General features: G+C 72.6%; 17 protein-coding genes. 6 read left to right on the plus strand and 11 right to left on the minus strand.

Going from position 1 to position 23423, the window contains the following annotated elements; translation table 11 throughout:
• Positions 1-589: 589 nt before the first annotated feature.
• The 8 genes from JQN83_RS11965 to ftsY form a co-directional block, all read right to left on the minus strand.
• Positions 590-1669 (minus strand): amidohydrolase family protein, encoded by a 1080-nt coding sequence (locus JQN83_RS11965; RefSeq protein WP_204956864.1) that lies wholly within the window; start codon positions 1667-1669, stop codon positions 590-592.
• Positions 1670-1687: 18 nt separating this feature from the next.
• Complete coding sequence (locus JQN83_RS11970; protein WP_208567195.1) at positions 1688-2266, minus strand: Uma2 family endonuclease; 579 nt, start codon at positions 2264-2266, stop codon at positions 1688-1690.
• Between the two features lie 68 nt (positions 2267-2334).
• A complete protein-coding gene (gene ffh / locus JQN83_RS11975; RefSeq protein ID WP_208567196.1) occupies positions 2335-3891 on the minus strand; it encodes a signal recognition particle protein in 1557 nt (518 codons plus the stop codon).
• A 488-nt stretch (positions 3892-4379) separates the two neighbouring features.
• Complete coding sequence (locus tag JQN83_RS11980; protein ID WP_208567197.1) at positions 4380-6704, minus strand: [protein-PII] uridylyltransferase; 2325 nt, start codon at positions 6702-6704, stop codon at positions 4380-4382.
• A 13-nt stretch (positions 6705-6717) separates the two neighbouring features.
• On the minus strand, positions 6718-7056 hold the full coding sequence (locus JQN83_RS11985; protein ID WP_067307311.1) for a P-II family nitrogen regulator: 339 nt from the start codon (positions 7054-7056) through the stop codon (positions 6718-6720).
• A gap of 25 nt (positions 7057-7081) precedes the next feature.
• Positions 7082-8494 carry an ammonium transporter gene (locus tag JQN83_RS11990; protein WP_208567198.1) on the minus strand — a complete coding sequence of 471 codons (1413 nt, stop codon included), beginning with the start codon at positions 8492-8494 and terminating at the stop codon, positions 7082-7084.
• A gap of 228 nt (positions 8495-8722) precedes the next feature.
• Positions 8723-9586 carry a phosphotransferase gene (locus tag JQN83_RS11995; RefSeq protein ID WP_208567199.1) on the minus strand — a complete coding sequence of 288 codons (864 nt, stop codon included), beginning with the start codon at positions 9584-9586 and terminating at the stop codon, positions 8723-8725.
• Positions 9587-9593: 7 nt separating this feature from the next.
• Positions 9594-10775 carry a signal recognition particle-docking protein FtsY gene (gene ftsY, locus JQN83_RS12000; protein ID WP_208567200.1) on the minus strand — a complete coding sequence of 394 codons (1182 nt, stop codon included), beginning with the start codon at positions 10773-10775 and terminating at the stop codon, positions 9594-9596.
• Between the two features lie 148 nt (positions 10776-10923).
• On the opposite strand from ftsY, the gene JQN83_RS12005 reads away from it, so the two are divergent.
• The 6 genes from JQN83_RS12005 to JQN83_RS12030 all read left to right on the plus strand — a co-directional run bounded on the left by JQN83_RS12005 (position 10924) and on the right by JQN83_RS12030 (position 18572).
• Positions 10924-12636, plus strand: coding sequence for an alkaline phosphatase D family protein (locus JQN83_RS12005; protein WP_208567201.1), 1713 nt, complete (start codon positions 10924-10926; stop codon positions 12634-12636).
• A gap of 23 nt (positions 12637-12659) precedes the next feature.
• Entirely contained in the window at positions 12660-13097 is a 438-nt protein-coding gene (locus JQN83_RS12010; protein ID WP_307799197.1) for a MarR family winged helix-turn-helix transcriptional regulator, read from the plus strand.
• A 260-nt stretch (positions 13098-13357) separates the two neighbouring features.
• Positions 13358-14977 carry an MDR family MFS transporter gene (locus JQN83_RS12015; RefSeq protein ID WP_208567202.1) on the plus strand — a complete coding sequence of 540 codons (1620 nt, stop codon included), beginning with the start codon at positions 13358-13360 and terminating at the stop codon, positions 14975-14977.
• The gene (locus JQN83_RS12020; protein ID WP_307799198.1) at positions 14974-15465 is read left to right on the plus strand and encodes a universal stress protein; all 492 of its coding nucleotides are present in this window, start codon (positions 14974-14976) and stop codon (positions 15463-15465) included. The genes JQN83_RS12015 and JQN83_RS12020 overlap by 4 nt, the downstream gene beginning before the upstream one ends.
• A gap of 126 nt (positions 15466-15591) precedes the next feature.
• Positions 15592-16113, plus strand: coding sequence for a DinB family protein (locus JQN83_RS12025; RefSeq protein WP_208567203.1), 522 nt, complete (start codon positions 15592-15594; stop codon positions 16111-16113).
• A 170-nt stretch (positions 16114-16283) separates the two neighbouring features.
• On the plus strand, positions 16284-18572 hold the full coding sequence (locus JQN83_RS12030; protein ID WP_208567204.1) for a tetratricopeptide repeat protein: 2289 nt from the start codon (positions 16284-16286) through the stop codon (positions 18570-18572).
• Positions 18573-18588: 16 nt separating this feature from the next.
• Here the strand turns inward: JQN83_RS12030 and JQN83_RS12035 are convergent, their stop codons facing one another.
• From JQN83_RS12035 to JQN83_RS12045, 3 genes are all read right to left on the minus strand, one after another.
• Positions 18589-19206 carry an HAD family hydrolase gene (locus JQN83_RS12035; protein WP_208567205.1) on the minus strand — a complete coding sequence of 206 codons (618 nt, stop codon included), beginning with the start codon at positions 19204-19206 and terminating at the stop codon, positions 18589-18591.
• On the minus strand, positions 19206-22814 hold the full coding sequence (gene smc, locus JQN83_RS12040) for a chromosome segregation protein SMC (protein WP_208567206.1): 3609 nt from the start codon (positions 22812-22814) through the stop codon (positions 19206-19208). The genes JQN83_RS12035 and smc overlap by 1 nt, the downstream gene beginning before the upstream one ends.
• A 289-nt stretch (positions 22815-23103) precedes the next feature.
• Positions 23104-23298: a hypothetical protein gene (locus JQN83_RS12045; protein ID WP_208567207.1), complete on the minus strand. Its 195-nt coding sequence runs from the start codon at positions 23296-23298 to the stop codon at positions 23104-23106.
• Between the last annotated feature and the right edge of the window lie 125 nt (positions 23299-23423).

Below are 23423 nucleotides of genomic sequence, written 5' to 3' on the forward strand. Positions count from 1 at the left end.
CCGATGCGCTCGGGCACGCCGCCGCCCACATCCTCACCCCGCGCCACGGATGCCGGCCGCGCGGGAAACGCCCCACGCCCCACGCCCCACGCCCCACGCCCCACGCCCCACGCCCCACGCCCCACGCCCCACGCCCCACGCCCCACGCCCCACGCCCCACGCCCCACGCCCCACGCCCCACGCCAAGATCATGCTCGATCCTGGTTGTAGTGGCATCCCCGCGCCTTGAGGCCACTACAACCAGGATCGAGCGCGATCTTGACGCGAGAACCTGAAGACGCGAGGACAGGTCAGACCGTGGCGAGGACGGCGGCTGGCGCGGTGGGCGGAGCATCGCGGAGACGGCCTGCGGGCAGCGTTGGCAGCCGCGAATGCCGGCAGGCACAGGGGGCGGGACGGCACACGCCGGCGATCAGCGCACGCCGGCGATCAGCGCACGCCGGCGATCAAGGGCTCGATGGCCGGCGCGCGGGGGCAGCCCGCGCACATCGGCAGCCAAGCGCACACCGACGGTCAGGGGCTCGATGCCGGCGCGCGGGCGGGGCGGGCGGGGCGGGCGGGGACGGGGACAGGGACGGGCGGGGGTGGGTCAGCGGACCACCCGGCCGCGCAGGACGATCCGGCTGGGCGTCCGGACCACCCGCAGGTCACGGCGCGGATCCTCGGGGTAGACGACCAGATCCGCCAGGCCGCCCTCGACCAGGCCGGGGAAGCCGAGCCACTGCCGGGCCCGCCAGGAGGCGGCGGCGAGGACGTCCACGGCGGGCATGCCGGCCTGCTCGTGCAGCAGCAGCATCTCCTCGGCGGCCAGCCCGTGGTCGATGCCGCCGCCCGCGTCGGTGCCCACGTAGATCGGCACCCCGGCCTCGTGGGCGGCGCGCACCACCTCGGGGAAACGGTCGCGCAGGGCGAGCATGTGGTCGGCGTAGCCGGGGAACTTGGGGCGGGCCGCGGCGGCGATGCCCCCGAAGGTCCGAATGTTGATCATCGTGGGGACCAGCGCGGTGCCCTGCCGGGCCATCAGGTCGATCAGGTCGAGGCTCAGCCCGGTACCGTGCTCCACCGAGTCCACCCCGGCGCGCACCATGATCTCCACGGCCGACTCGCTGAACGTGTGCACCGCGGCGCGTACCCCGGCGGCGTGTGCGGCGGCCACGGCGGCGGCCATCGTGTCGGCGTCCCAGGCCGGGGCGAGGTCGCCGACGCCCCGGTCGATCCAGTCACCGACCAGCTTGACCCAGCCGTTGCCGGCGGCGGCCTGCGCGGTGACCGCCGCGGTCACCTCCGCCGCGTCGACCTCCAGGCCGATGTCGCGCAGGTAGCGCTTCGGCGGGGCGACGTGCCGCCCGGCGCGGGCCAGTCGCGGCAGGTCCGGTTCGTCGTCGAGTTCGGGGTACGGGTACGGCGAGCCGGCGTCGCGCAGCGCGAGCACCCCGGCGTCCCGGTCGGTACGGGCCAACGTGCGGGCCTGGTCGAGTGAGGTGACCGGGGTGGCGCCCCGGGCGATGCCGAGGTGGCAGTGGGCGTCGACCAGTCCGGGCAGCACGAACCCGGAGTCGGCGACCGTCTCGGCGTCGGGCACCGGGTCGAAGGTGACCCGGTCGCCGTCGAGCCAGACGTCCCGGACCTCGTCGTCGGGCAGGAGCACACCGCGCACATGCAGAGCCATGCGCACAGTCCTACCCGATCACTTCCGCGCCCGTTCGAGGACCTCCTGCCGACGCCGCGTCCACGCCGGGAGGTCGAGCGTCACCTTCCAGGGCCGGTCGATGGTGACCAGGCCGTCGGTCTCCACGCTGGGCTCGTAGCCGCCCTTGGGGCTCAACAGCAGTTCGGTGAAGGTGATCTTATCCCGCAGCGGATCGATGACCCAGTAGGCATCCACTCCGGCGTTGGCGTAGATGCGGACCTTCTCGTGCCGGTCGCGGATGGTCGATTCGGGGGAGATGACCTCGACGGCGAGCATGGCGTCCTGGACCGGCACCGGCGAACGGTTCGCCTGCTCGACCCGGATGACCACCACGTCCGGTCGTGGTTCGTTGCGGCGGTCGATCGACAGGGACTGGTCCATGCTGACGAAGTAGTCGTCCGGGCAGTGGAGTTCGAGGGCGAACACCACCCGGGCACAGACGAACTGGTGTAGCGGCGTGGGGGACGGCACGATCAACCTTCCGTTGATCAGTTCGTACGGAAGGTCCTTCGGCAGGTCGCCGAGGTCGTCGACCGTCCACTCGTGCCGTTCGGGCAGGCTGGGCGCTGCGGTCATGACATCTCCTCCCAGGGGCGACGACCACCCTAGGTGCCCGGATCGTCGCCCTCCGCCACCGACACGCGTCAGCGGGGCCGGTTGTCGCCCCTGCCGAGCTTGTTAAAGTCGATCTTCGGAAGCTTGAAGCCCGGCGGCAGCCCCTGGCCGCCCGCCAGGTCGTTCGGGTCCATCCCCGGCGGGAGCTGCGGCATGCCACCCGGGAAGCCGCCCGGCAGCCCGGCGCCCGCGCCGCTGCGCGGCCGGTTGCCGCCCTTGGTGCCCTTGCGCTTGTTCTTCGGCGACTTGGTGGCCTTGCGCCGGCCCCCGCCGGGCAGACCCATCATGCCGCCCATCTGCTTCATCATCTTCTGCGCGTCGGCGAAGCGGTTGAGCAGCTGGTTGACGTCCATGACGGTCACCCCGGAACCACCGGCGATACGGGCCCGCCGGGACCCGTTGATGATCTTCGGGTTGGTCCGCTCGGCCGGGGTCATCGACCGGATGATCGCGGTGACCCGGTCGAAGTGCTTGTCGTCCAGCTCGGCGAGCTGGTCCTTCATCTGCCCCATGCCGGGCATCATGGCCAGCACGTTGGCGATCGGGCCCATCCGCCGCACCGCGATGAGCTGGTCGAGGAAGTCCTCCAGGGTGAACTGCTCACCGCCCATCAGCTTGGCGGTCATCTTCTCCTTCTGATCGGTGTCGAAGGCCTGTTCGGCCTGCTCGATCAGAGTGAGGACGTCGCCCATGCCGAGGATCCGGCTGGCCATCCGGTCGGGGTGGAAGACGTCGAAGTCCTCCAACTTTTCACCGGTGGAGGCGAACAGGATCGGCTGGCCGGTGACCTCGCGTACCGACAGTGCGGCGCCACCCCGGGCGTCGCCGTCGAGCTTGGACAGGACCACACCGGTGATGCCGACGCCGTCGCGGAACGCCTCGGCGGTGCGGACCGCGTCCTGACCGACCATCGCGTCGATGACGAAGATGACCTCGTCGGGGTCGACCGCGTCACGGATATCGGCGGCCTGCTGCATCATCTCGGCGTCGATGCCGAGCCGGCCGGCGGTGTCGACGATGACGATGTCCCGGGCGGCCCGCTTCGCGTGCTCGATCGAGGCGCGGGCGACCTGCACCGGGTCACCGGTGCCGTTGCCGGGCTCCGGGGCGTACACCTCGACGCCGGCACGGCCACCGAGCACCTGGAGCTGCCCGACGGCGTTGGGACGCTGGAGGTCCGCGGCGACCAGCAGCGGCTGGTGCCCCTGCGCCTTGAGCCAGCGGGCCAGCTTGCCGGCGAGGGTGGTCTTACCGGAACCCTGGAGGCCGGCCAGCATGATCACGGTCGGCGGCTGCTTGGCGAACTGGAGCCGGCGGCCCTCGCCGCCGAGCACGTTGATCAGCTCTTCGTTGACGATCTTGACGATCTGCTGGGCCGGGTTGAGCGCCTGGGAGACCTCCGCGCTGCGGGCCCGCTCCTTGACGTTGGTGATGAAGCCCTTGACCACCGGCAGCGCGACGTCCGCCTCCAGCAGCGCCAGCCGGATCTCACGGGCGGTGGCGTCGATGTCGGCATCGGTGAGCCGGCCCTTGCCCCGGAGCTTGGTGAAGATTCCGGACAGGCGGTCACTCAAGGTGTCAAACACGCGAACATCCCGTTTGTCGTCAGCGGCGGGCACAGGTGCGGCCGGGCCGGCTGTCCAGCCCACCGTTAGGGTAGCCCGCCGGCCGCACGCCCGCTCCGGCCCCGCGCGCCGCGCCCCACGCCACGCCGAAGGCGACGGACGCGCGCCGGTCACCCCACCGGCACCACCCGGCTCACCCGCCACCCCACCCAGCGAACCGGGGGTCGGTGATCAAGAGGTTCAGGTCATCAACCGGCGCGAGACTGACGCAAACCTCTTGATCACCAGCGTCCGACACACCACCTCGCCCCACCCCGGCAAGGTGGGTCGGTGATCAAGAGGTTCAGGTCACCAACCGGCGCGAGACTGACGCAAACCTCTTGATCACCGGGGGACGTGGCGGGTCTCGGCCCGGCGGCGGGTGCCCCGGCGTACGTCGACGGGTGTAGCCCGTGACCCGGAGGCCGGCCGGGACGTGTCGGTGCGGTTGGAGAGACGGCTGCGCGGCCCTACACGGCGGCGAGGACGGCGGCCTCGATGTGGGCCCGCTGCTCGTCCGACGGCCAACCACCGACCAGGTAGAACGCGTCGACCACGTCACCGCCGAGGGTGGAGATCCGGGCGGCGCGCACCTGCGCCCCGGCCTCGTCCAACGCGCAGGTGACCCGGTAGAGCAGGCCCGCCGCGTCGGCGGCGCGCAGCTCCAGCAGGACCGCGTCGGTGGCCGCCTCCCGGTGCCAGACCACCCTCGGCGCGGCACCCTGGCTGCGCGCGGCGAGCGCCCGGCCCCGCAGCCGCTGGGTGACCGAGACGTCGCCGGTGACCGCGCGGCGCAGGTCGGCACTGAGCGCGATCGGGTCCGGGGCCATCCCGTAGCGCGGCTGCACCAGGCACTCGACCAGGGCCCGGTCGTCGACCGTGGCGGCGTCCGCCGAGATCACGTCCAGCCGGTGCAGGGCCAGGCAGCCGGCCACCGTGGCGAGCAGTCCCCGCCGGTCGGCTGCGGCCACCGCCACCCGGTCGTCGGTCAGGTGCACCACCGGCAGCGGCCCGGCGACCAGCGCCGGGTCGGGGTCCGGCGGGGCGGGCACCACGCCGGTGTCCAGGGTGGTCCGTACCCGGGCGACCAGCTCGGCGATCAGCCGCCCCTTCCAGCCGGACCAGGCGGCCGGGCCGGTGGCGGCGGCGTCGGCCAGCACCAGGGCGTGCAGCAGCTCCAGGGTGGTGGTGTCACCGACCCGCTCGGCCACCCCGGCGATCGTCTTCGGGTCGGACAGGTCGCGGCGGGTGGCCACGTCGGGCAGGAGCAGGTGCAGCCGGACCAGGGTGCCGATCAACGCCGCCTCCCCGGCGGGCAGGCCGATCCGGGTGGCCACCGCCTGGGCGAGCGGGGCTCCGACAGTCGAGTGGTCGCCGTCCAGCCCTTTGCCGATGTCGTGCAGGAACGCGCCGATCAGCAGCAGGTCGGGGCGCTCGACGTCACGGGTGTGCCGGCTCGCCTCGTACGCGGCCTGCACCAGGTGCCGGTCGAGGGTGAACCGGTGCACCGGGTTGTGCTGGGGCAGGCTGCGCAGCCGGGTCCACTCGGGCAGCCAGCCGTCGATCAGGCCGTACCGGTCGCAGGTCTCCCAGGCGGGCACCAGGCCGGGGCCGGCACCGAGCAGGGTGACGAACGCGGACCGGGCGGCCGGCGGCCAGGGCGCGGGCAGCGGCGGGCAGTACGCGGCCAGCCACTCGCAGGTGGCCCGGGCGATCGGCAGCCGGGTGGTGGCCGCGGCGGCGGCGATCCGCAGCGACAGGCTCGGGTCGGGGCGGGCCCCGATGGCGGTCCGGGCGAGCACCAGCTCCCCGTCGTGCTCGACGACGTCCCGGGCCACCGGGCGGCGCAGCGGCCGGCCGTCGGCACCCCGGCGGCGGCCGGAGCGGAGCCGGTCGGCGGCCCGCCAGGCGTCGTCGAGGGCGTGGCTGACGGTGCGGGCGTCACCGGCGACCCGGCGCAGCAGGGCGTCGCCGTCGCCGGTCTCCGCCCGCGTCCCGGCGTCGGTGGCCTCCGGGGTCGGCTGGCGCAGGCCGAGCAGCGCGGCCACCCCGGCGCGTTCCTGGGCGACCAGCCGGTCGACCCGGCGGCCCACCTGCCGGTGCAGGGCGTCGCGGGTGTCCAGCAGCCGCAGGTGGGCGGCGCGGACGGCGGGACGCAGCGCGTCGGTGATCCCGGCGGTGGCGATGGCCCGCAGGATGCCCACGTCGCGCAGCCCGCCGGCGGCCTCCTTCAGGTCACCTTCGAGCAGGAAAGCCAGTTCACCGTGGGTACGCCAGCGCACCTCGGTGATCTCCCGCAGGGCGGGCAGCTGGCGGACGGCGGTCCGCCGCCAGTGGTCGGTGGCGGTGCGGGTGAGGGTGTCGGCCAGCGCCGGGTCACCGGCGACGAAGCGGGCGTCGAGCAGGGCCAGGGCGACCTTGACGTCGTCCTGGGCCACCGACAGCGCCTCGGCGAGGGTACGCACCGAGTGGTCGAGCCGGACCCCGGCGTCCCAGATCGGGTACCACAGCGAGGCGGCCAGCTCGTCCACCCCGGCCACCCCGGCGTGCAGCAGCACGAGGTCGAGGTCGCCGTACGGGGCGCACTGTCGACGGCCGAGGCCACCGACGGCGATCAGCGCGATGCCCTCCCGCTTCGGCAGCAGCCCGCGCAGCCAGGTGTCGAAGGCCTCCGCCCGGCCCGCCCGGGCCGGTTCCCCGATCCCCGCCGGGACCCCGACGACCCCGTCGATCAAGAGGTTCCCGTCTCCGTTTCCGGTGTCATCCGACGTGTTCCTCTTGATCGACGGGGTCATCTGGGGGGTCCTCCTACAGGGCGTCGAGGCCGCGTTCGCCGGTACGGACCCGGACGACCTCTTCCACGCCGGTCACCCAGACCTTGCCGTCACCGATCTTGCCGGTCCGGGCGGCGGCCACGATCGCGTCGACGACCTTGTCGACGTCCATCTCGTCGGTGAGCACCTCGACCCGGATCTTGGGCAGGAACTCGACCGTGTACTCGGCACCCCGGTAGACCTCGGTGTGCCCCTTCTGACGTCCGTACCCCTGGACCTCGCTGACGGTCAGGCCGGCCACGCCGAGGGCGTGCAGGGCCTCCTTCACCGCGTCCAGTTGGTACGGCTTGATGACCGCGGTCACCAGCTTCATGTCCAAGCCCTCCATTCTCCGAACGTTAACCGGCGACCTTCTCGTCCACGGGCGCGGTGGCCGGTTCGGGGGCCCCCGGGGAGGCCGGCTTAGCGCCGCCGGGGGTGATCCCGGCCATCGCGAACGCACCGCCACCGGCACCGCCGGTGCTCGGGGACAGGTCGTAACCGCTCTCCGCGTGCTCGCTGATGTCGATGCCCTCGACCTCGTCGTCGGCCTTGACCCGGAAACCGAGGGTCTTGTCGATGACGAAGGCGAGCACCCAGGCGACACCGAACGACCAGGCGGTCACGATCAGGCCGGCGAGGGCCTGGCGGCCGAACTGGGTGACGCCGCCGCCGTAGAACAGGCCGTCGGAGGCGCCGACCACGTCGCTGATCGCGGCGTTGACCGAGTTGGTGGCGAACAGGCCGAGCCAGAGCGACCCGATCCAGCCACCGACGAAGTGCACGCCGACCACGTCGAGCGAGTCGTCGTAGCCGAGCTTGTACTTCAGGCTGATGGCCAGGGCGCAGACCACACCGGCGACGATGCCGAGCAGGACCGCCGCCCAGGGGGCGATGAACCCACAGGCCGGGGTGATGGCGACCAGACCGGCGACGGCACCGGACGAGGCACCGACCATGGTCGGCTTCTTGTCCTTGATCCACTCCACCGCGATCCAGCCGAGCACCGCAGCGGCGGTGGCGAGCTGGGTGTTGATGAAGGCCAGCCCGGCGACCGAGTCGACGGTGAGCTCCGACCCGGCGTTGAAGCCGAACCAGCCGAACCACAGCAGGCCGGCGCCGAGCGCGACCAGCGGGATGTTGTGCGGCTTCATGCCCTCACGCGGCCAGCCCAGCCGCTTGCCGAGCACCAGGGCAACGGCGAGAGCCGCCGCACCGGCGTTGATGTGCACCGCGGTACCACCGGCGAAGTCCAACGCGTGGATCTTGGCACCGATGATGCCGCCGCCCCACACCCAGTGGGCGACCGGGAAGTAGACCAGGGTGGCCCAGCCGAAGGCGAACAGCAGCCAGCCGCCGAACTTGGCCCGGTCGGAGATCGCGCCGCTGATCAGCGCGACGGTGATCACCGCGAAGACCATCTGGAACGCCATGAACACGTACAGCGGGACGCCGATGCCGCTGGGGTTCTCCGCCGTGGCGCCCCACAGGTCGGTCTCGGCGAGGAAGGTCTTGGTGCCCAGGTAGGCACCGGGGTCGCCCCAGAAACCGTTGACGTCGGTCCCGAAGGCGATGCTGAAACCGTAGAACCACCACAGAACAGAGATGAGCCCGATGGCGGAGAAGCTCATCATCATCATGTTGAGCACGCCCTTGGCCCGGTTGAGGCCGCCGTAGAACAGCGCCAGTCCCGGGGTCATGAGCAGCACGAGAGCGGTCGAAACCAGCAGCCAAACGGTGTTGCCGCCGTCGATCGTCGGTGCTTCAGGCACGCTGGCCTCCTAAAGGTGAAGTTCCCTCCTTCGCGGCTTCCGGGGCAGCGTCGCCCGTACGCCGGTTGGGCGGAAGCTTGGTCGGCCGCTGTTTCCGGACCGACACCCCTCGATTTCCGACACGTGACGGGTTGTTTCCGGCGTGTGAAGAACCTCGATCATGAAATTCGGGAAACGAAAGAGTGGCCGTTCCGGCAACGAACAGCCACTCTTTCCCCGATGCGGTCGTCAGCGGAGGGCGTGCTCCAGGGCGTGCCGTTCGTAGTCGAGCAGGCGCAGGTCGCGCATCGGGCGACGAAGGTGACCCTTGTGCACGATCCGGACGAACGCCGGCTCCCCCGCCGCGGCCATCCGCCGGATGCCCTCCACGTGGTCGACGATCCGCTTACGGATGGTCCGGATCAGCCGGTGCCGGTCCCGGGGGATCAGCCCGTACGCGTCGGCGAACAACCGCAGCCGGCGGGGCCGGTCCGGGTGCTTCCAGCCGAGCGTGATCGAGTCCCGGTCGGCGAAGATCGGCACCCAGGTCCACGCCGCGTACGCCACGTCGTAGATCCGGGCCCCGGGCGAGGCGAGGTCGAAGTCGATCAGGCCGAGGGTGCCGTCGGGCCGCCAGATCACGTTGTGCGGGGCGGCGTCGTGGTGGCAGATCACCTCGGTGTCCGGTGGCGGCGGCCCGAACGAGCGCCAGACCGCGCCCGGCGGCGGGGCGAAACCGTACTGGGCGTCGTGGAACATCCGCAGCATGGTCGCCACCGTCACCAGCGCCTCGTCGGTGACCCAGTGCGGGGCCAGCGGGTACTCCCCGCACTCCCCTTCGAGGTAGGACAGCACCTCCCGGTTGCGCTCGTCCATCCCCAGCGCCCGCGGAGCGCCGGTGAACCCGACGTACTCCAGGTGGCGCAGGAGGGCGTGCACCGAGGGCGTCCACGGGCCGGCGTTGCGCCGGACGGTGTCGCCGACCCGGACGACGGTGCTCACGTTCCCGCCGTGCAGCGGGATCTCCTGCGAGGTCACGTACGGTCTCCCCAGGCCCGGCGCCGCATGGCGGGGGTCACGCCACCCGGCGTACGCGCAATCGTCGTTGCTCACCGCGAGGTTACGCGTCCCGGGCGAGCGGCTCGGTGCCGAGCAGCGCGTCGACGAACTGCGCCGGGTCGAACGGGGCCAGATCGTCCGCGCCCTCGCCGAGACCGACCAGCTTGACCGGGATGCCGAGCTTGCGCTGGACGGCGATCACGATGCCACCCTTGGCCGTCCCGTCGAGCTTGGTCAGCACCACGCCCGTCACGTTCACCACCTCGGTGAAGACCCGGGCCTGTTCCAGCCCGTTCTGCCCGGTGGTGGCGTCCAGGATCAGCAGCGTCTCGTCGATCGGGCCGTGCTTCTCCACCACCCGCTTGACCTTGCCCAGCTCGTCCATCAGGCCGATCTTGTTCTGCAACCGGCCGGCGGTGTCGATGAGCACGGTGTCGGTGCCGGCGTCGATGCCCCGGCGGACCGCGTCGAAGGCCACGCTGGCCGGGTCGGCGCCCTCGGCGCCCCGGACCGTCTCGGCGCCCACCCGGCCGCCCCAGGTCTCCAGCTGGTCGGCGGCGGCGGCCCGGAAGGTGTCGGCCGCGCCGAGGGTGACCGAGCGGCCGTCGGCGACCAGCACCCGGGCGATCTTGCCGCAGGTGGTGGTCTTGCCGGCGCCGTTGACCCCGACCACCAGCAGCACCGCCGGCACGCCGTCGCGGCCGGTGGTGCGCAACGAGCGGTCCAGTCCCGGGTCGAGGGCGGTGACCAGCTCGGTGGCGAGCAGGTCCCGCAGCTCACCGGCGGAGCGGGTGCCGAGCACCCGGGTCCGCTCGCGGAGCCGGTCGACGATGTCCCGGGTGGCGTCGATGCCGACGTCGGCGGTGATCAGGCTGTCCTCGATCTCCTCCCAGGCGTCCTCGTCGAGGTGGTCGCGGGCGAGCAGGCCGAGCAGGCCCTTGCCGAAGGCGTTCTGCGAGCGGGCCAGCCGCGACCGCAGCCGGACCAGCCGGCCCGCGGTCGGCTCGGGGACCTCCAGCGGTGGGGCCGTGACCACCGGCGGCTCGACCAGGACACCGGTGGACAGGTCGGACTCCGCCGCCTCGACGGGTGGCCCGGCGAGGTCCTCCTCGGCCCGGGTGTCGACCTCGGTCTGCGGCAGCGGGGGTGCGGCACGCCGACGCAGCCGGGGCACGACCAGGCCGAGGCCGCCGAGGATCAGCACGCCGAGCAGGGCCAGTGCGACGAGGAGGTAGTCCGTCATGCCGAAATCCTGTCAGATGCCGGCGACGACGTCCCACTCACCGCCTCCGGAGCTGAGCGAGCTGCGGGTACGCTCGCCGCTGCCGGGGGTGACCCACCCACCCACGGGGTAGAAAAGATGAATCGTCCTCTCCTCGGAGGTGCCACCCATGCCCGAGCCGCGTCTGCTCATCGGCCCGTTGCTGCGCCGGGTCGTCGGCACCCGGGCGACGGTGTGGGTGGAGACCAGCGGGCCCGCGGTGGTCACCGTCCGCACGGCCGACGGCGCCACCGGCTCCGCGCCGACCTTCTCCGCGTACGACCACCACTACGCGCTGGTGGTGGTGGAGGGGCTCACCCCGGACCACACCACCAGCTACGAGGTGCTGGTCGACGACGAGCTGGTCTGGCCGGTGGCCCGCGACGGGTTCCCGCCCAGCGTGATCCGGACCAGGGCGGCCGACGACCGGGACCAGCCGGTCAGCCTGATCTTCGGGTCGTGCCGGGAGACCACCCAGCACAACACCACCCGCAAGCTGCCCCCGGACGCGCTTGACGCGTACGCCCGGCGGTTGATGGCCGCGCCCGACCGGGACGCGCAGCCCGACCTGCTGGTGCTGCTCGGCGACCAGGTCTATGCCGACGTCACCTCGCCCACGGTCAAACGGTTGCTCAAGCGGCGTCGGCGGCGGCCGAAGGACGCCCCGGCCGACCAGGTGGTCAGCTTCGACGAGTACACCAAGCTCTATCTGGAGTCGTGGCGCGACCCGGAGATCCGCTGGCTGCTGTCCACCGTGCCGAGCGTGATGATCTTCGACGACCACGAGGTGATCGACGACTGGAACACCTCGAAGTCGTGGCGGTCCGACATGCGCGAGCAGGCCTGGTGGGCCGAGCGGATCCGCAGCGGCCTGGCCTCCTACTGGGTCTACCAGCACCTGGGCAACCTCGCCCCGGACGAGATCGCCGCCGACCCGCTCTACGCCAAGGTCGTCGCCGCCGAGGACGCCACCGACGTGCTGCGCGAGTTCGGCGAGCGGGTCGACAAGGAGGCCGACGAGGCGCACGACACCGAGCGCTGGCGGGCCGTGCAGTACCAGTGGAGCTACGCGCTGGACCTGGGCCGGACCCGGCTGGTCATGCTGGACAACCGGTGCAGCCGGGTGCTCGAACCGGGCGTCCGGTCGATGCTGCCCGCCGGTGAGTGGTCCTGGTTCCTCGACCGGGCCCACGGCGTCTACGACCACCTGGTGATCGGCGCGTCGCTGCCCTGGCTGCTGCCGCCGGGCATCCACCACGTGGAGGCGTGGAACGAGAAGCTCGCCGACTCCGGCCGGCCGTGGGTCGCCGGGCTGGCCGAGAAGTTGCGCCGGGCGCTCGACCTGGAGCACTGGGCCGCGTTCCGCCGCTCGTTCGACGCCCTCGGGGCGCTGTTCGTGCGGCTGGGCAGCGGCGCACCGGGCAGCGCCGGGGACCGGATCGGCGCGGGGCCCGCGTACCCGGCGCCGGCGTCGATCAGCGTGCTCTCCGGCGACGTGCACCACTCGTACGTGGCCCGCGCCCGGTTCGACGACCCGGCGGTGCGTACCCCGGTGCACCAGCTCACCTGTTCCCCGATCCACAACCAGGTGCCGGCGGCGATGCGCCCGCTGATGAAGCTGGGTTGGAGCGCCGGACCGGCGGCGGCCACCCGGGCGCTGGCCCGCTCCGCCGGGGTACGCCGCCCGACGGTGCGTTGGAAGAAGCTGGCCGGCCCGTACTTCGGCAACGCGGTGAGCACGCTGCGGCACACCGGGCGGGAGGCGGTGGTGCTGATCGAGGGCACCACCAGCGACGGGCACCTGCGTGAGGTGGCCCGGCAGCGACTCTCCTCGGCGAAGTGACCTCCGCCACGTACCCTCGTGCCGTGGACGATCATCTGCCGGAGACGCTGCGCGTGTTGGAGCACGAACTCACGGCGCTGCTCCGCCGGGGCCGGGCACTGTCCTGGGAGATCGCCCGGGAGGTGCACCCCAACCTGGAGCCGAACGCGTACGGCCTGCTGCTGTGGTTGCGCCGGTCCGGGTCGACCCGGCTGACCGACCTGGCCGCTGAGCTGGGCATCGGTAAGGGCACGCTGAGCCGGCAGATCCAGGGGCTGGAAGGGCTGGGCCTGGTGCGCCGCGATCCGGACCCGGTCGACCGGCGGGCGGCGCAGCTGCGGCTGACCGAGGAGGGCACCCGGCGGTTCGACGCCGCCCGGTCCGCCCGGATGGACCAGATCAACCGGTCGATGGAGACCTGGCCGAAGCGGGACGTCGAGGAGTTCGCCCGCCTGATGCACCGGTTCAACGAGACCTTCTGACCCCGTCGCGCCCCTCCCCGGCTCCGGCGGGCGTCATCTGCTGACCCACTCCGGCCCGGCGGTGCGACGCGCCGACCCCGCCGACCCCGCCGACCCCGCCGACCCGGCCGACCCCGCCGCACCCCGCCGCGCCCCGCCCCACCCCGGCCCGGCCCGGGGGCAAAGGGAATAGAGCCAGGTCACCTCCGGTTGTTGCTTGAGGCAACGAACGCTTACGGTTGCCCGAGGCACCCTTTTCACCATCAGCGGAGGCAACGACGATGACCCAGGCGACAGCGCCCACCCGGGCGACCGGCGTCGAGATGACCCACCGGCAGATCCTGGAGGCCCTCTCCGGACTGCTGCTGGGCATGTTCGTCGCGATCCTCTCCTCCACGGTCGTCTCCAACGCGCTGCCGCGGATCATCACCGAACTCAAGGGCGGCCAGTCCGCCTACACCTGGGTGGTCACCTCGACCCTGCTGGCCACCACCGCGACCACCCCGATCTGGGGCAAGCTCGCCGACCTGACCAGCAAGAAGCTGCTGGTCCAGCTCTCCCTGGCCATCTTCGTGCTGGGCTCCGTGCTGGCCGGCCTGTCCCAGTCCACCGAGCAGCTCATCGCCTGCCGGGTGCTCCAGGGTGTCGGCGCGGGCGGCCTCACCGCCCTGGCCCAGGTGATCATGGCGACGATGATCGCGCCCCGCGAGCGCGGCCGGTACAGCGGTTACCTCGGCGCGGTGCTGGCCGTCGGCACCATCGGCGGCCCGCTGATCGGCGGCGTCATCGTCGACACCTCCTGGCTCGGCTGGCGCTGGTGCTTCTACGTCGGCGTGCCGTTCGCCATCGCCGCCCTGGTGGTGCTCCAGAAGACCCTGCACCTGCCGGTCGTCAAGCGTCAGGTGAAGATCGACTGGTGGGGCGCGACCCTGATCACCGCCGCCGTGTCGCTGCTGCTGATCTGGGTCACCCTGGCCGGCGACAAGTACGACTGGATCTCCGGGCAGAGCGCCGCCATGGTGATCGGCGCGATCGCCCTCGGCGTGCTCGCCGTCCGGGTCGAGAACCGGGCCAGCGAGCCGATGATCCCGCCGAGGCTGTTCCGCAACCGGACCATCACCCTCGCCGTCGTCGCCAGCATCGCCGTCGGCGTCGGGATGTTCGGCGCATCGGTCTTCCTCGGCCAGTACTTCCAGATCAGCCGGGGCGAGAGCCCGACCATGTCCGGTCTGATGACCATGCCGATGATCCTCGGCCTGCTGATCTCCTCCGTCGTCGTCGGCCGGATCATCACCCGGACCGGCCGCTGGAAGCGCTACCTGGTCACCGGATCGGCGCTGCTCACCGCCGGCTTCGCGCTGATGGGCACGATCCGCTACGACACCCCCTACTGGCACCTGTCCATCTACATGGCGCTGATCGGGCTCGGGCTCGGCATGACCATGCAGAACCTCGTCCTCGCCGTGCAGAACACCGTCGACACCCACGAACTCGGCGCGGCCAGCTCGGTGGTGGCGTTCTTCCGCAGCCTCGGCGGCGCGGTCGGCGTGTCCGTGCTCGGCGCGGTCCTCAGCCACCGGGTCAAGGACTACATCGCCGACGGACTCACCGCGCTGGGCATCCCGGCCACCGGCTCGGGCAGCGGCGGCGTGCTGCCCAACGTGCACACCCTGCCGGGGCCGATCCGGACCGTGGTGGAGAGCGCCTACGGCCACGGCGCGGGTGACATCTTCCTGGTCGCCGCCCCGTTCGGGCTGATCTCCCTGATCGCGGTGATCTTCATCAAGGAGATCCCGCTACGCCAGCACACCGGGGACGCCCGGACCGACACCGTCGCGCAGGAGTCCACCGTCGCGGCGGCTGCCGGGGCGGCGGTGGTCCGCACCGGGACCGACCGGTGAGCATCCCCGTCGAGCGTGAGCAGTACGGCCCGCAGGCCCGCCCGCAGGAGTTCGAGCGGGGCACCGACGGACCCCGGGTCGTGCTGGTCGGGGTCGACGGCAGCCGCACCTCGCTACGGGCCGCCTCCTACGCGGCAGGGCTGGCCCGTCGACAGGGTGCCGGACTGGTGGTGGTCTTCGTCAGCGCCCCGGCCGGCTACACCGGCCTGATGCCCGGGGTGGTGGCCGGGGCGGTCCAGCAGACCCACGACGAACTCGCCGACGACCTGCGACAGGAGTGCCGCCGGGGCGCGGAGGAGCTGGGGCTGCCGGTGACGTTCCTGTGCCGGCGCGGCGACGCGTACACCGAGTTGCGGGCGGCAGCCGACGAGTCCCGGGCGGACCTGGTGGTGGTCGGCTCCTCCGAGCAGGCCGGTCACCGGCTGGTCGGTTCCGTCGCCACCCGCCTGGTCCGCACCGGCCGCTGGCCGGTCCTCGTCGTCCCCTGACCGGGGCAGGGTCGGCGACCGCCGCCTGCGCCGGGTCGTCGCGGGGCATCCGGGCCGGGTGGTGCCGCCGACGGCGCGACGAATAACGGTCGCGGAATGTCGGACCGGGCGACGAGGATGCCGGACATGACCTGGCGAGCACCGGACATCACCCGGACCCCTGAACTCCCCGTCGGCGACGAGCGGGCCATGCTGGAGAGCTGGCTCGACTACCACCGGCAGACCCTGCTGCTCAAGTGTGCCGGGCTCACCGGCGAGCAGTTGCGCACCCCGAGCGTGCCGCCGTCCGAGCTCACCCTGCTCGGCCTGGTCCGGCACCTGGGCGAGGTGGAGGCCTGGTGGTTCCGGGAGAACTTCGCCGGGCAGCAGTTCGACTACCCGTACGGTTCCGTGGACGACCCGGACGCCGACCTCGACGTGAGCCACGCCGACGCCGAGGCCGACTTCGCCACCTACCACGAGCAGGTCACCCTGGCCCGGGCCGCCGCCGTGGGCCGCTCGCTCGACGAGACGTTCACCGAGGTGGGTCCCAAGAAACGGACCTTCAGCCTGCGCTGGGTCTACCTGCACCTGATCGAGGAGTACGCCCGGCACAACGGTCACGCCGACCTGCTCCGGGAACGCCTCGACGGGGTCACCGGCGAGTGACCCCGCCGCCGGTCGGCGCGGCCCACCCGTCCGCCGGCCGGCCCGACCCCGGCCTGGGGGTGTTGCGGGCACCCGTCGTGACCAGATGACCGGACATCACCATCCGTGAGGCCGCAGGAGCGCTCCGGAGCACCGATGAGCGGCGTGCGTCCACACGGGATGATGAAGACATGGGTGAGGTCTTCCGCCGTCGCCCGCCCGGCCGGCGGGCGGTGATGTTGCTGCTGGCGGCGTTGCTGGCTGCCGCCGTGGCCGTCGTGCTGCTGCGTCGTCCCGTCGATGGCGCAGCGCTGCGACCCGGCTGGGCCGGCACCGAGCAGGCCGGTTGGATCGCCGGCATCGTCAGCGCGGTGTTCTCCCTGGTCGGCACCATCGCCGCCGTGCAGGCGCTGCGGGTCGGCCGAGCCGACCGTGCCCCGGCGACCGGCCGTCTGGTGCAGGTCGGACGGCTGCCGCAGTCCGCGTCCTGGTTCCAGGACCGACGTGCGCAGCTGGACCTGACCCGCGTCGCCCGGACCGGCCGCACCGCGGTGCTCACCCAGGTGCTCTCCGGGATGGGCGGTGTCGGCAAGACCCAACTCGCGGCCCAGTTCGCCCGACGACTGGCCCACACCGGCGAACTCGACCTGCTGGTCTGGATCACCGCCATCAGCCGGGACGCCATCCTCGCCGGTTACGCCCAGGCTGCCTGGCAACTACGTCTGGTCGATCCGACGGTGGACTTGGAGCAGGCCGCCGCGACACTGCTGAACTGGTGCGAACGCACCGACCGCCGCTGGCTGGTGGTGCTGGACAACCTCGACACGCCGGCCCACGCGGCCGGCTGGTGGCCGCCCGCCAACCGCCACGGACGCACGATCGTCACCACCCGCCGACGTGACGCCGTCCTCGCCGCCGAGGGTCGCGTCCTGGTCGAGGTGGGGCTCTTCAGCGAGGCCGAGGCCGCAGGCTACCTGCACCGGGCCATCGCCGACCCGGGTCGGCTGGCCGAGGCCGGTCAACTCGCCGCCGACCTCGGCCATCTGCCGCTGGCCGTCGCCCAGGCCGCCGCCTTCATCCGGGACCGGGGGCTCGACTGCGCCGGTTACCGCCGGCTGCTCACCGACCGCCGACGGCGGCTCGACGAGTTGGTGCCCCAGCCGGACGCCCTCCCCGACGACCACCGGGCCACGGTGGCGGCGACCTGGGCGCTGTCCATCGACGCCGCCGACGCGGCGGCCCCCGCCGGCCTGGCCCGGCCGGTGCTGAATCTGGTCGCGCTGCTGGACCCCAACGGCGTCCCCACCACCCTGCTCACCACCACGGCCGTACTGGCCTATCTGACCGAGGCACGCGGCACCGGCGATGTCGTCGGGGTGGACGACGTGGGTCGCGCCCTGCACAACCTGCACCGGCTCAACCTGATCACGCACGACCCGCACGGTGGCAGCCTGCGGGTGCACGCGCTGGTGCAGCGCGCCGCACGGGACGAGCTCACCGGCGACCAGCTCAGCCGGGCCACCCGGACCGCCGCCGCCGCGCTGCTGGACCAGTGGCCCGAGAGCGAGACCCGCCCGGCCCTCAGTCAGGCGTTCCGGGCGAACACCGTCGCGCTCCGTGATCATGTCGGTGACCTGCTGCTCCGCGACGAATCTCGGGACGTGTTGATCAGCCTCTACAGCAGCCTGGGTGACGCCGGGCTGGTCAGGGCCGCCAGTGACGGCCTGGATCGGACCATCGCCGACTCGCTGCGGCTGTACGGGCCCGACCACGCCGGAACACTCAACTTCCGTTTTCTGCACGCCTTCCACCGGGGTTGGGGCGGAGATGCCGCCGGGGCGGCGGACGAATTCGTCACGCTCGCCGCCGACTGCATCCGGGTGCTGGGCCCGGACGCCCCGCTCACATTGACCACCCGGCACAACATCGCCTTCTGGCGGGGCGAGGCGGGCGATCCCGCCGGGGCCGCCGAAGCCACCGCCGAGGTCTTCGCCGACCGCCTACGGGTAAACGGCCCGGACCACCCCGAGACACTGAACTCCCGGGGAAGCCTGGCCTGGCTACGGGGACAGGCCGGTGATCCGGCCGGTGCGGTCGTCGCGCTCCGTGAGCTGCTCGCCGACTGCCATCGGCTGCTGGGCCCCGAGCACGACGTGACCCTGAAAGCCCGCAACGGCCTGGCCTTCCAGCTCGGCGTCACCGGTGAGCACGCCGCCGCGGTGAGCGAGACGCGGGCACTGGTGGCGGACTACATCCGGGTGCTCGGCGCCGAGCATCCGCAGACCCTGTCCGCGCAACGGAACCTGGCCTCGTGGCGGGGGCACGCAGGGGATCCGGCGGGTGCCGCCGACGCCCTGGAGCAGTTGCTGGCCACCTGTCTGCGGGTGGTCGGCCCGGACCATCCGCTCACCGCCGAAGCCGCCGAGGCCCTGACGTACTGGCGACAGCAGAGCCAGCCCCACGACGTCAGCGACGGATGACCCCCGCCGCCCGGGGTCAGTGGGCCAGCGCCGCCCGCAGGTAGCGCAGCCCCTCCGGCCCACTCCACCGGTACGCCGACAGCCCGGCCGCCCGCGCCCCCCGGACCGCCCAGTCCTCGTCGTCAACGAAGAGCACCCGCACGGGCGGGGTCTCCAGCGCCGCGCAGGCGGCCTGGAAGTACTCCTTCGCCGGCTTGTGCACCCCGACGACCGAGGAGTTGACCACCACGTCCAGCTCGCCGACCAGGCCCAACTCGGCGAGGTCGGTGTCGAGCAGGTCGGTGGCGTTGGTGCCGAGACCCACCCGGACCCCGGCGGCCCGCACCTCGCGGACGAACGCCAGCACGTCGGCGTCGAGCTCACCCCGGTAGCGCTGCCACTGCTGCACCGCCGCCCGCGCCCGGTCCGGGCCGACCGACTCGGTCAGCGCGTCAGCCACGCTGGACACCCAGTCGGCGTGGCTGACCTGACCGGTCAGCACCGGTTGTAGCCGCCCCCAGTGCATGGCGATCTCGCCGAGCACCCCGGCGGAGAGGCCGTACTCCCGCTCGATGCCGGCGGCCACCGCCGGGTCCCAGTGGCGCAGCACGCCGTCGAAGTCGAGCAGGAGCGCCGTCGGCCGTTCCCGTGCCACTACTGATTCTCCTCAGTTCGGTCGGACCGCTCGTCGTCGGTCCGGTTGAGCCGTTGGCTGATCACCTGGGTGACGCCGCTGCGCATGGTCACGCCGTAGAGCGCGTCGGCGATCTCCATGGTCCGCTTCTGGTGGGTGATGACGATCAGCTGGCTCTTCTCCCGCAACTGGGCCAGCAGCGTGATCAACCGACCCAGGTTCACGTCGTCGAGGGCCGCCTCCACCTCGTCCATGATGTAGAACGGGCTGGGCCGGGCCCGGAAGATCGCCACCAGCATCGCCACCGCCGTCAGCGACCGCTCACCACCGGAGAGCAGCGACAACCGTTTGATCTTCTTGCCGGGCGGCCGGGCCTCCACCTCCACGCCGGTGGTGAGCAGGTCGTCGGGTTCGGTGAGGATCAACCGGCCCTCGCCGCCGGGGAAGAGCACGGTGAAGACCTGCTCGAACTCGCGGGCGGTGTCGGCGAACGCGCTGGCGAAGACCTCCAGGATCCGCTCGTCGACGTCCTTGACCACGGTGAGCAGGTCACGTCGGGTGGCCTTGAGGTCCTCCAGCTGCTCGGAGAGGAACTTGAAGCGCTCCTCCAGGGCGGCGAACTCCTCCAGCGCGAGCGGGTTGACCTTGCCGAGCAGGGCCAGTTCCCGTTCCGCCTTGGCGGCCCGCTTCTCCTGCACCGGCCGCTCGTAGCGGACCGGCTCGGGCACCGGCAGGCCGTCGCGTTCGGCGGTCGCGACGTCCACCGGGGTCGGCGGGACGGGCTGCGCCGGGCCGTACTCGGCGAGCAGGGTCTCCAGGTCCAGGCCGAAATCCTCGGCGGCCTTGGCTTCCAACTGCTCGATGCGCAGCCGCTGCTCGGCGCGGGCCACCTCGTCGCGGTGCACCTGGCTGGTCAACCGCTCCAGCTCCGCGCCGAGCCGCTTCGCCGCCCCGCGCACCTCCTGGAGTTCGGCTTCCCGGGCGGCGCGTTCGCGGGCGACCGCGTCGCGGTGCTCCTCGGCGCGCGCGACGGAGGTGCCCAGCCGGGTGAGTGCCTCGCGGGCCCCGCCGACCACGGCTCGGGCGATCGCCGCGCCCCGGGTCCGGGCCGCCCGCCGGGCCGCCGCCCGCTCCCGGGCCGCCCGCTCGGCGGTGGCCTGCCGGGCCAGCGAGTCGGCCCGGCCGGCGATCGAGGCGACGCGCTCCTCGGCGGTACGCACCGCGAGCCGGACCTCCATCTCGTTCTGCCGGGCCCGGGGCACCATCGCGGCGAGCTGGTCCCGGTCCTCGGTGGAGGGTTCCGCGTCGATCGGGGTGTCCTCGGCGAGCCGCAGCCGCTCCGCCAGCTCGGCGAGGGCGGTCAGGTCACGTTCCCGGGCCGCCTCGGCGCGGGACCGGCTCTCACCGAGCCGGTCGGTCTCCGCCCTGGCCGACCGGGCCGCCGCACCCAGCTCGGCCAGCCGGCGGGCGGCGGCGTTGCGGTGGCTCTCCGCCTCCCGTTTCGCGGCGGCGGCGTGCTGCACCGCCTCCTTCGCGGCGGCCACCTCGGCCCGGGCATCGACGAGCTGGTCGCGCAGCTCCGCACCGGTCCGTTCGGCGGTGAGCCGGTTGGCGCGGGCCTCCTCCACCGCAGCCTGCACCTCGATGAAGCTGGCCGCCTTGGCCGACCCGCCGGCCGCCGCGTACGCCCCGACCACGTCACCGTCCGGGGTGACCGCGCGCAGCTCCGGGTTGTCGGCGACCAGCTCGGCAGCGGCGGCGAGGTCGTCGACCAGCGCCACGTCACGCAGCGCCCGGTGTACGGCGGGACGCAGCTCGGGGGCGCACTCCACCAGGTCCGGCGCCCACCGGGCGGACTCCGGCAGCCGGGGGCGCAGCGCGTCGGCGGAGCCGGTCATGCCGGGGCCGGCGGGGCTGCCGACCAGCAGACCGGCCCGGCCGGCGTCGGAGATCTTCAGCAGCCGCATCGCCTCGACGGCCTCGTCCACACCGGTGACCGCCACCGCGTCGGCGAGCCCACCGAGCGCGGCGGCGAGCGCCGCCTCGTGGCCGGCGGCGACGGTGAGCAACCCGGCCAGGCTGCCCAGCAGGCCGGGCACCTCGTCGGCGCGGGCCAGCAGCGCCCCGGCACCGTCCTTGCGGCGCAGGCCCAGGGCGAGCGCCTCCTCGCGGGCCTTCCACGTCGCGGCGTCCTTCTCGGCGGCCCGCTCGGTGTCGGCCAACGCCCGGACGGTGGCCTGGGCCCGTTCGTGGGCGGCCACCGCCTCGGCATGCCGGTCGTCGAGTTCGGCGTTGTCCCGGTCGGCCTCGGTGGACTGTTCGGCGACCGCGTCCAGCTCGGCCTGGGCCTGGTCGGCGCGGGCCAGGGCGTCAGCGTGCGCGGCGGCGAGCCGGTCGATCTCCTCGCCGGCGCTGGTGGTACGGGCCCGCGCCGAGTTCACCTGCCCGGTCAGCCGGGCCAGGCCCTCCCGCCGGTCGGCGATCGCCTTGGCGGCGGCGACGAGTTCCCGTTCGGCGGCGGCGAGCTGGCGTTCCAGCTCCTGCCGGTGCTCGACGGCCTCGGCGAGCCGGATCTGGTCGTCGGTGAGCGCCGCGCGCAGCTCCTCCTCCTGCTCGCGGACCCGCTGCGACTCGGCCTCCAACTGGTCGGGGTCCCGGCCGGGTCGCTCGTCGTCGCCGGTGGCGCTGAGGTGGCGCAGCCGTTCCCGGGCCACCTGCTCCACCGAACGGAACCGTTCGGCGAGGGCGGAGAGCTTGTACCAGGTGTCCTGGGCGGCGGCGAGCAGCGGCGCGTCCTCGGCGAGCGCCGCCTCCAGCTCACCGAGACGGCCCTGCACCTCGGTGTGCTCGCCCTCGATCTGTTCGCGCCGCTGGCGCAGCGCCGTCTCGTCGGCGATCTCCTTGTCCAGGGTGACCCGCAGGGTGTGCAGGTCGTCGGCGAGCAGCCGGAGCCGGGCGTCGCGCAGGTTAGCCTGGATGGCGGCGGCCCGGCGGGCCACCTCGGCCTGCCGGCCCAGTGGCTTGAGCTGGCGGCGCAGCTCGGCGGTGAGGTCGGTCAGCCGGTTGAGGTTGACCTGCATCGCGTCGAGCTTCCGCAGCGCTTTCTCCTTGCGCTTGCGGTGCTTGAGCACGCCGGCCGCCTCCTCGATGAACGAGCGGCGGTCCTCCGGTTTGGCGTGCAACATGCCGTCGAGCCGGCCCTGACCGACGATGATGTGCATCTCCCGGCCGATGCCGGAGTCGCTGAGCAGCTCCTGGATGTCGAGCAGCCGGCACGAGTCGCCGTTGATCTCGTATTCGCTCTCGCCGGAGCGGAACATCCGGCGGGTGATGGAGACCTCGGTGTACTCGATCGGCAACGCGCCGTCGGTGTTGTCGATGGTGAGGGTGACCTCGGCCCGGCCCAGCGGCGCCCGCCCGGCGGTGCCGGCGAAGATGACGTCCTCCATCTTGCCGCCGCGCAGCGCCTTGGCGCCCTGCTCGCCCAGCACCCAGGCGATCGCGTCGACGACGTTGGACTTGCCGGAGCCGTTCGGGCCGACCACGCAGGTGATCCCGGGCTCCAGCTTCAACGTCGTGGCGGAGGCGAAGGACTTGAACCCCTTCACCGTCAGACTCTTGAGATGCACCTGTCCGATCCTCGTCCGGTGGCCACCGCAGGCGTCGCGGGCTGCGCGGACCTGGTGAACCCGCAGACTAACCCGTCGGTACGCGGTGGCCGGCACGCGACCCGCCCCGGCCCCCGGTGCCGCACCCCGTACGGTCCGAAAAATGATCGGGTGTGCTACGCCACATCGAGTGACAAGATCACGAATTGACGCCCGGAAGAATTGCCGGCGACAGCACTGCGCGCCGGCACAAAAAGTGTCGGCGCGCTATTTCGCGGTGGTGCTGTTCAGTTTTCTGCGGTGCCGAAGATCAGGTGAGCGCCGGCTCGGCCAGCCGGAGGAGGTCGTCCACCTCCGCCGCAGCCGCCGCGAGCCGATCGTTGTCGGCACGCAGGCGCGTGATCTCGAACTCCAGGGTCTGCACCCTGGAACGCAGTCGGGTGACCTCGTCGAGCAGACGCCGGTCGGGCGCTGCACCTACGTGGCCGTACAGGGCCTTCGCCATGCTAACTCCTTGATATGCGCTGCCGGAAAAGCCGGCCAACGCGCGCCCATTTCGTGTTCGCGACTACTACCGGGCCACTGAGTTCCGGGCGTGGCTGGGCGCGACTGGCGACACCTACATATTGA

Origin of the sequence: Micromonospora antibiotica (genome assembly GCF_017599305.1) — a bacterium.
In the GTDB taxonomy this organism is placed as follows: Bacteria; Actinomycetota; Actinomycetes; order Mycobacteriales; family Micromonosporaceae; genus Micromonospora; species Micromonospora antibiotica.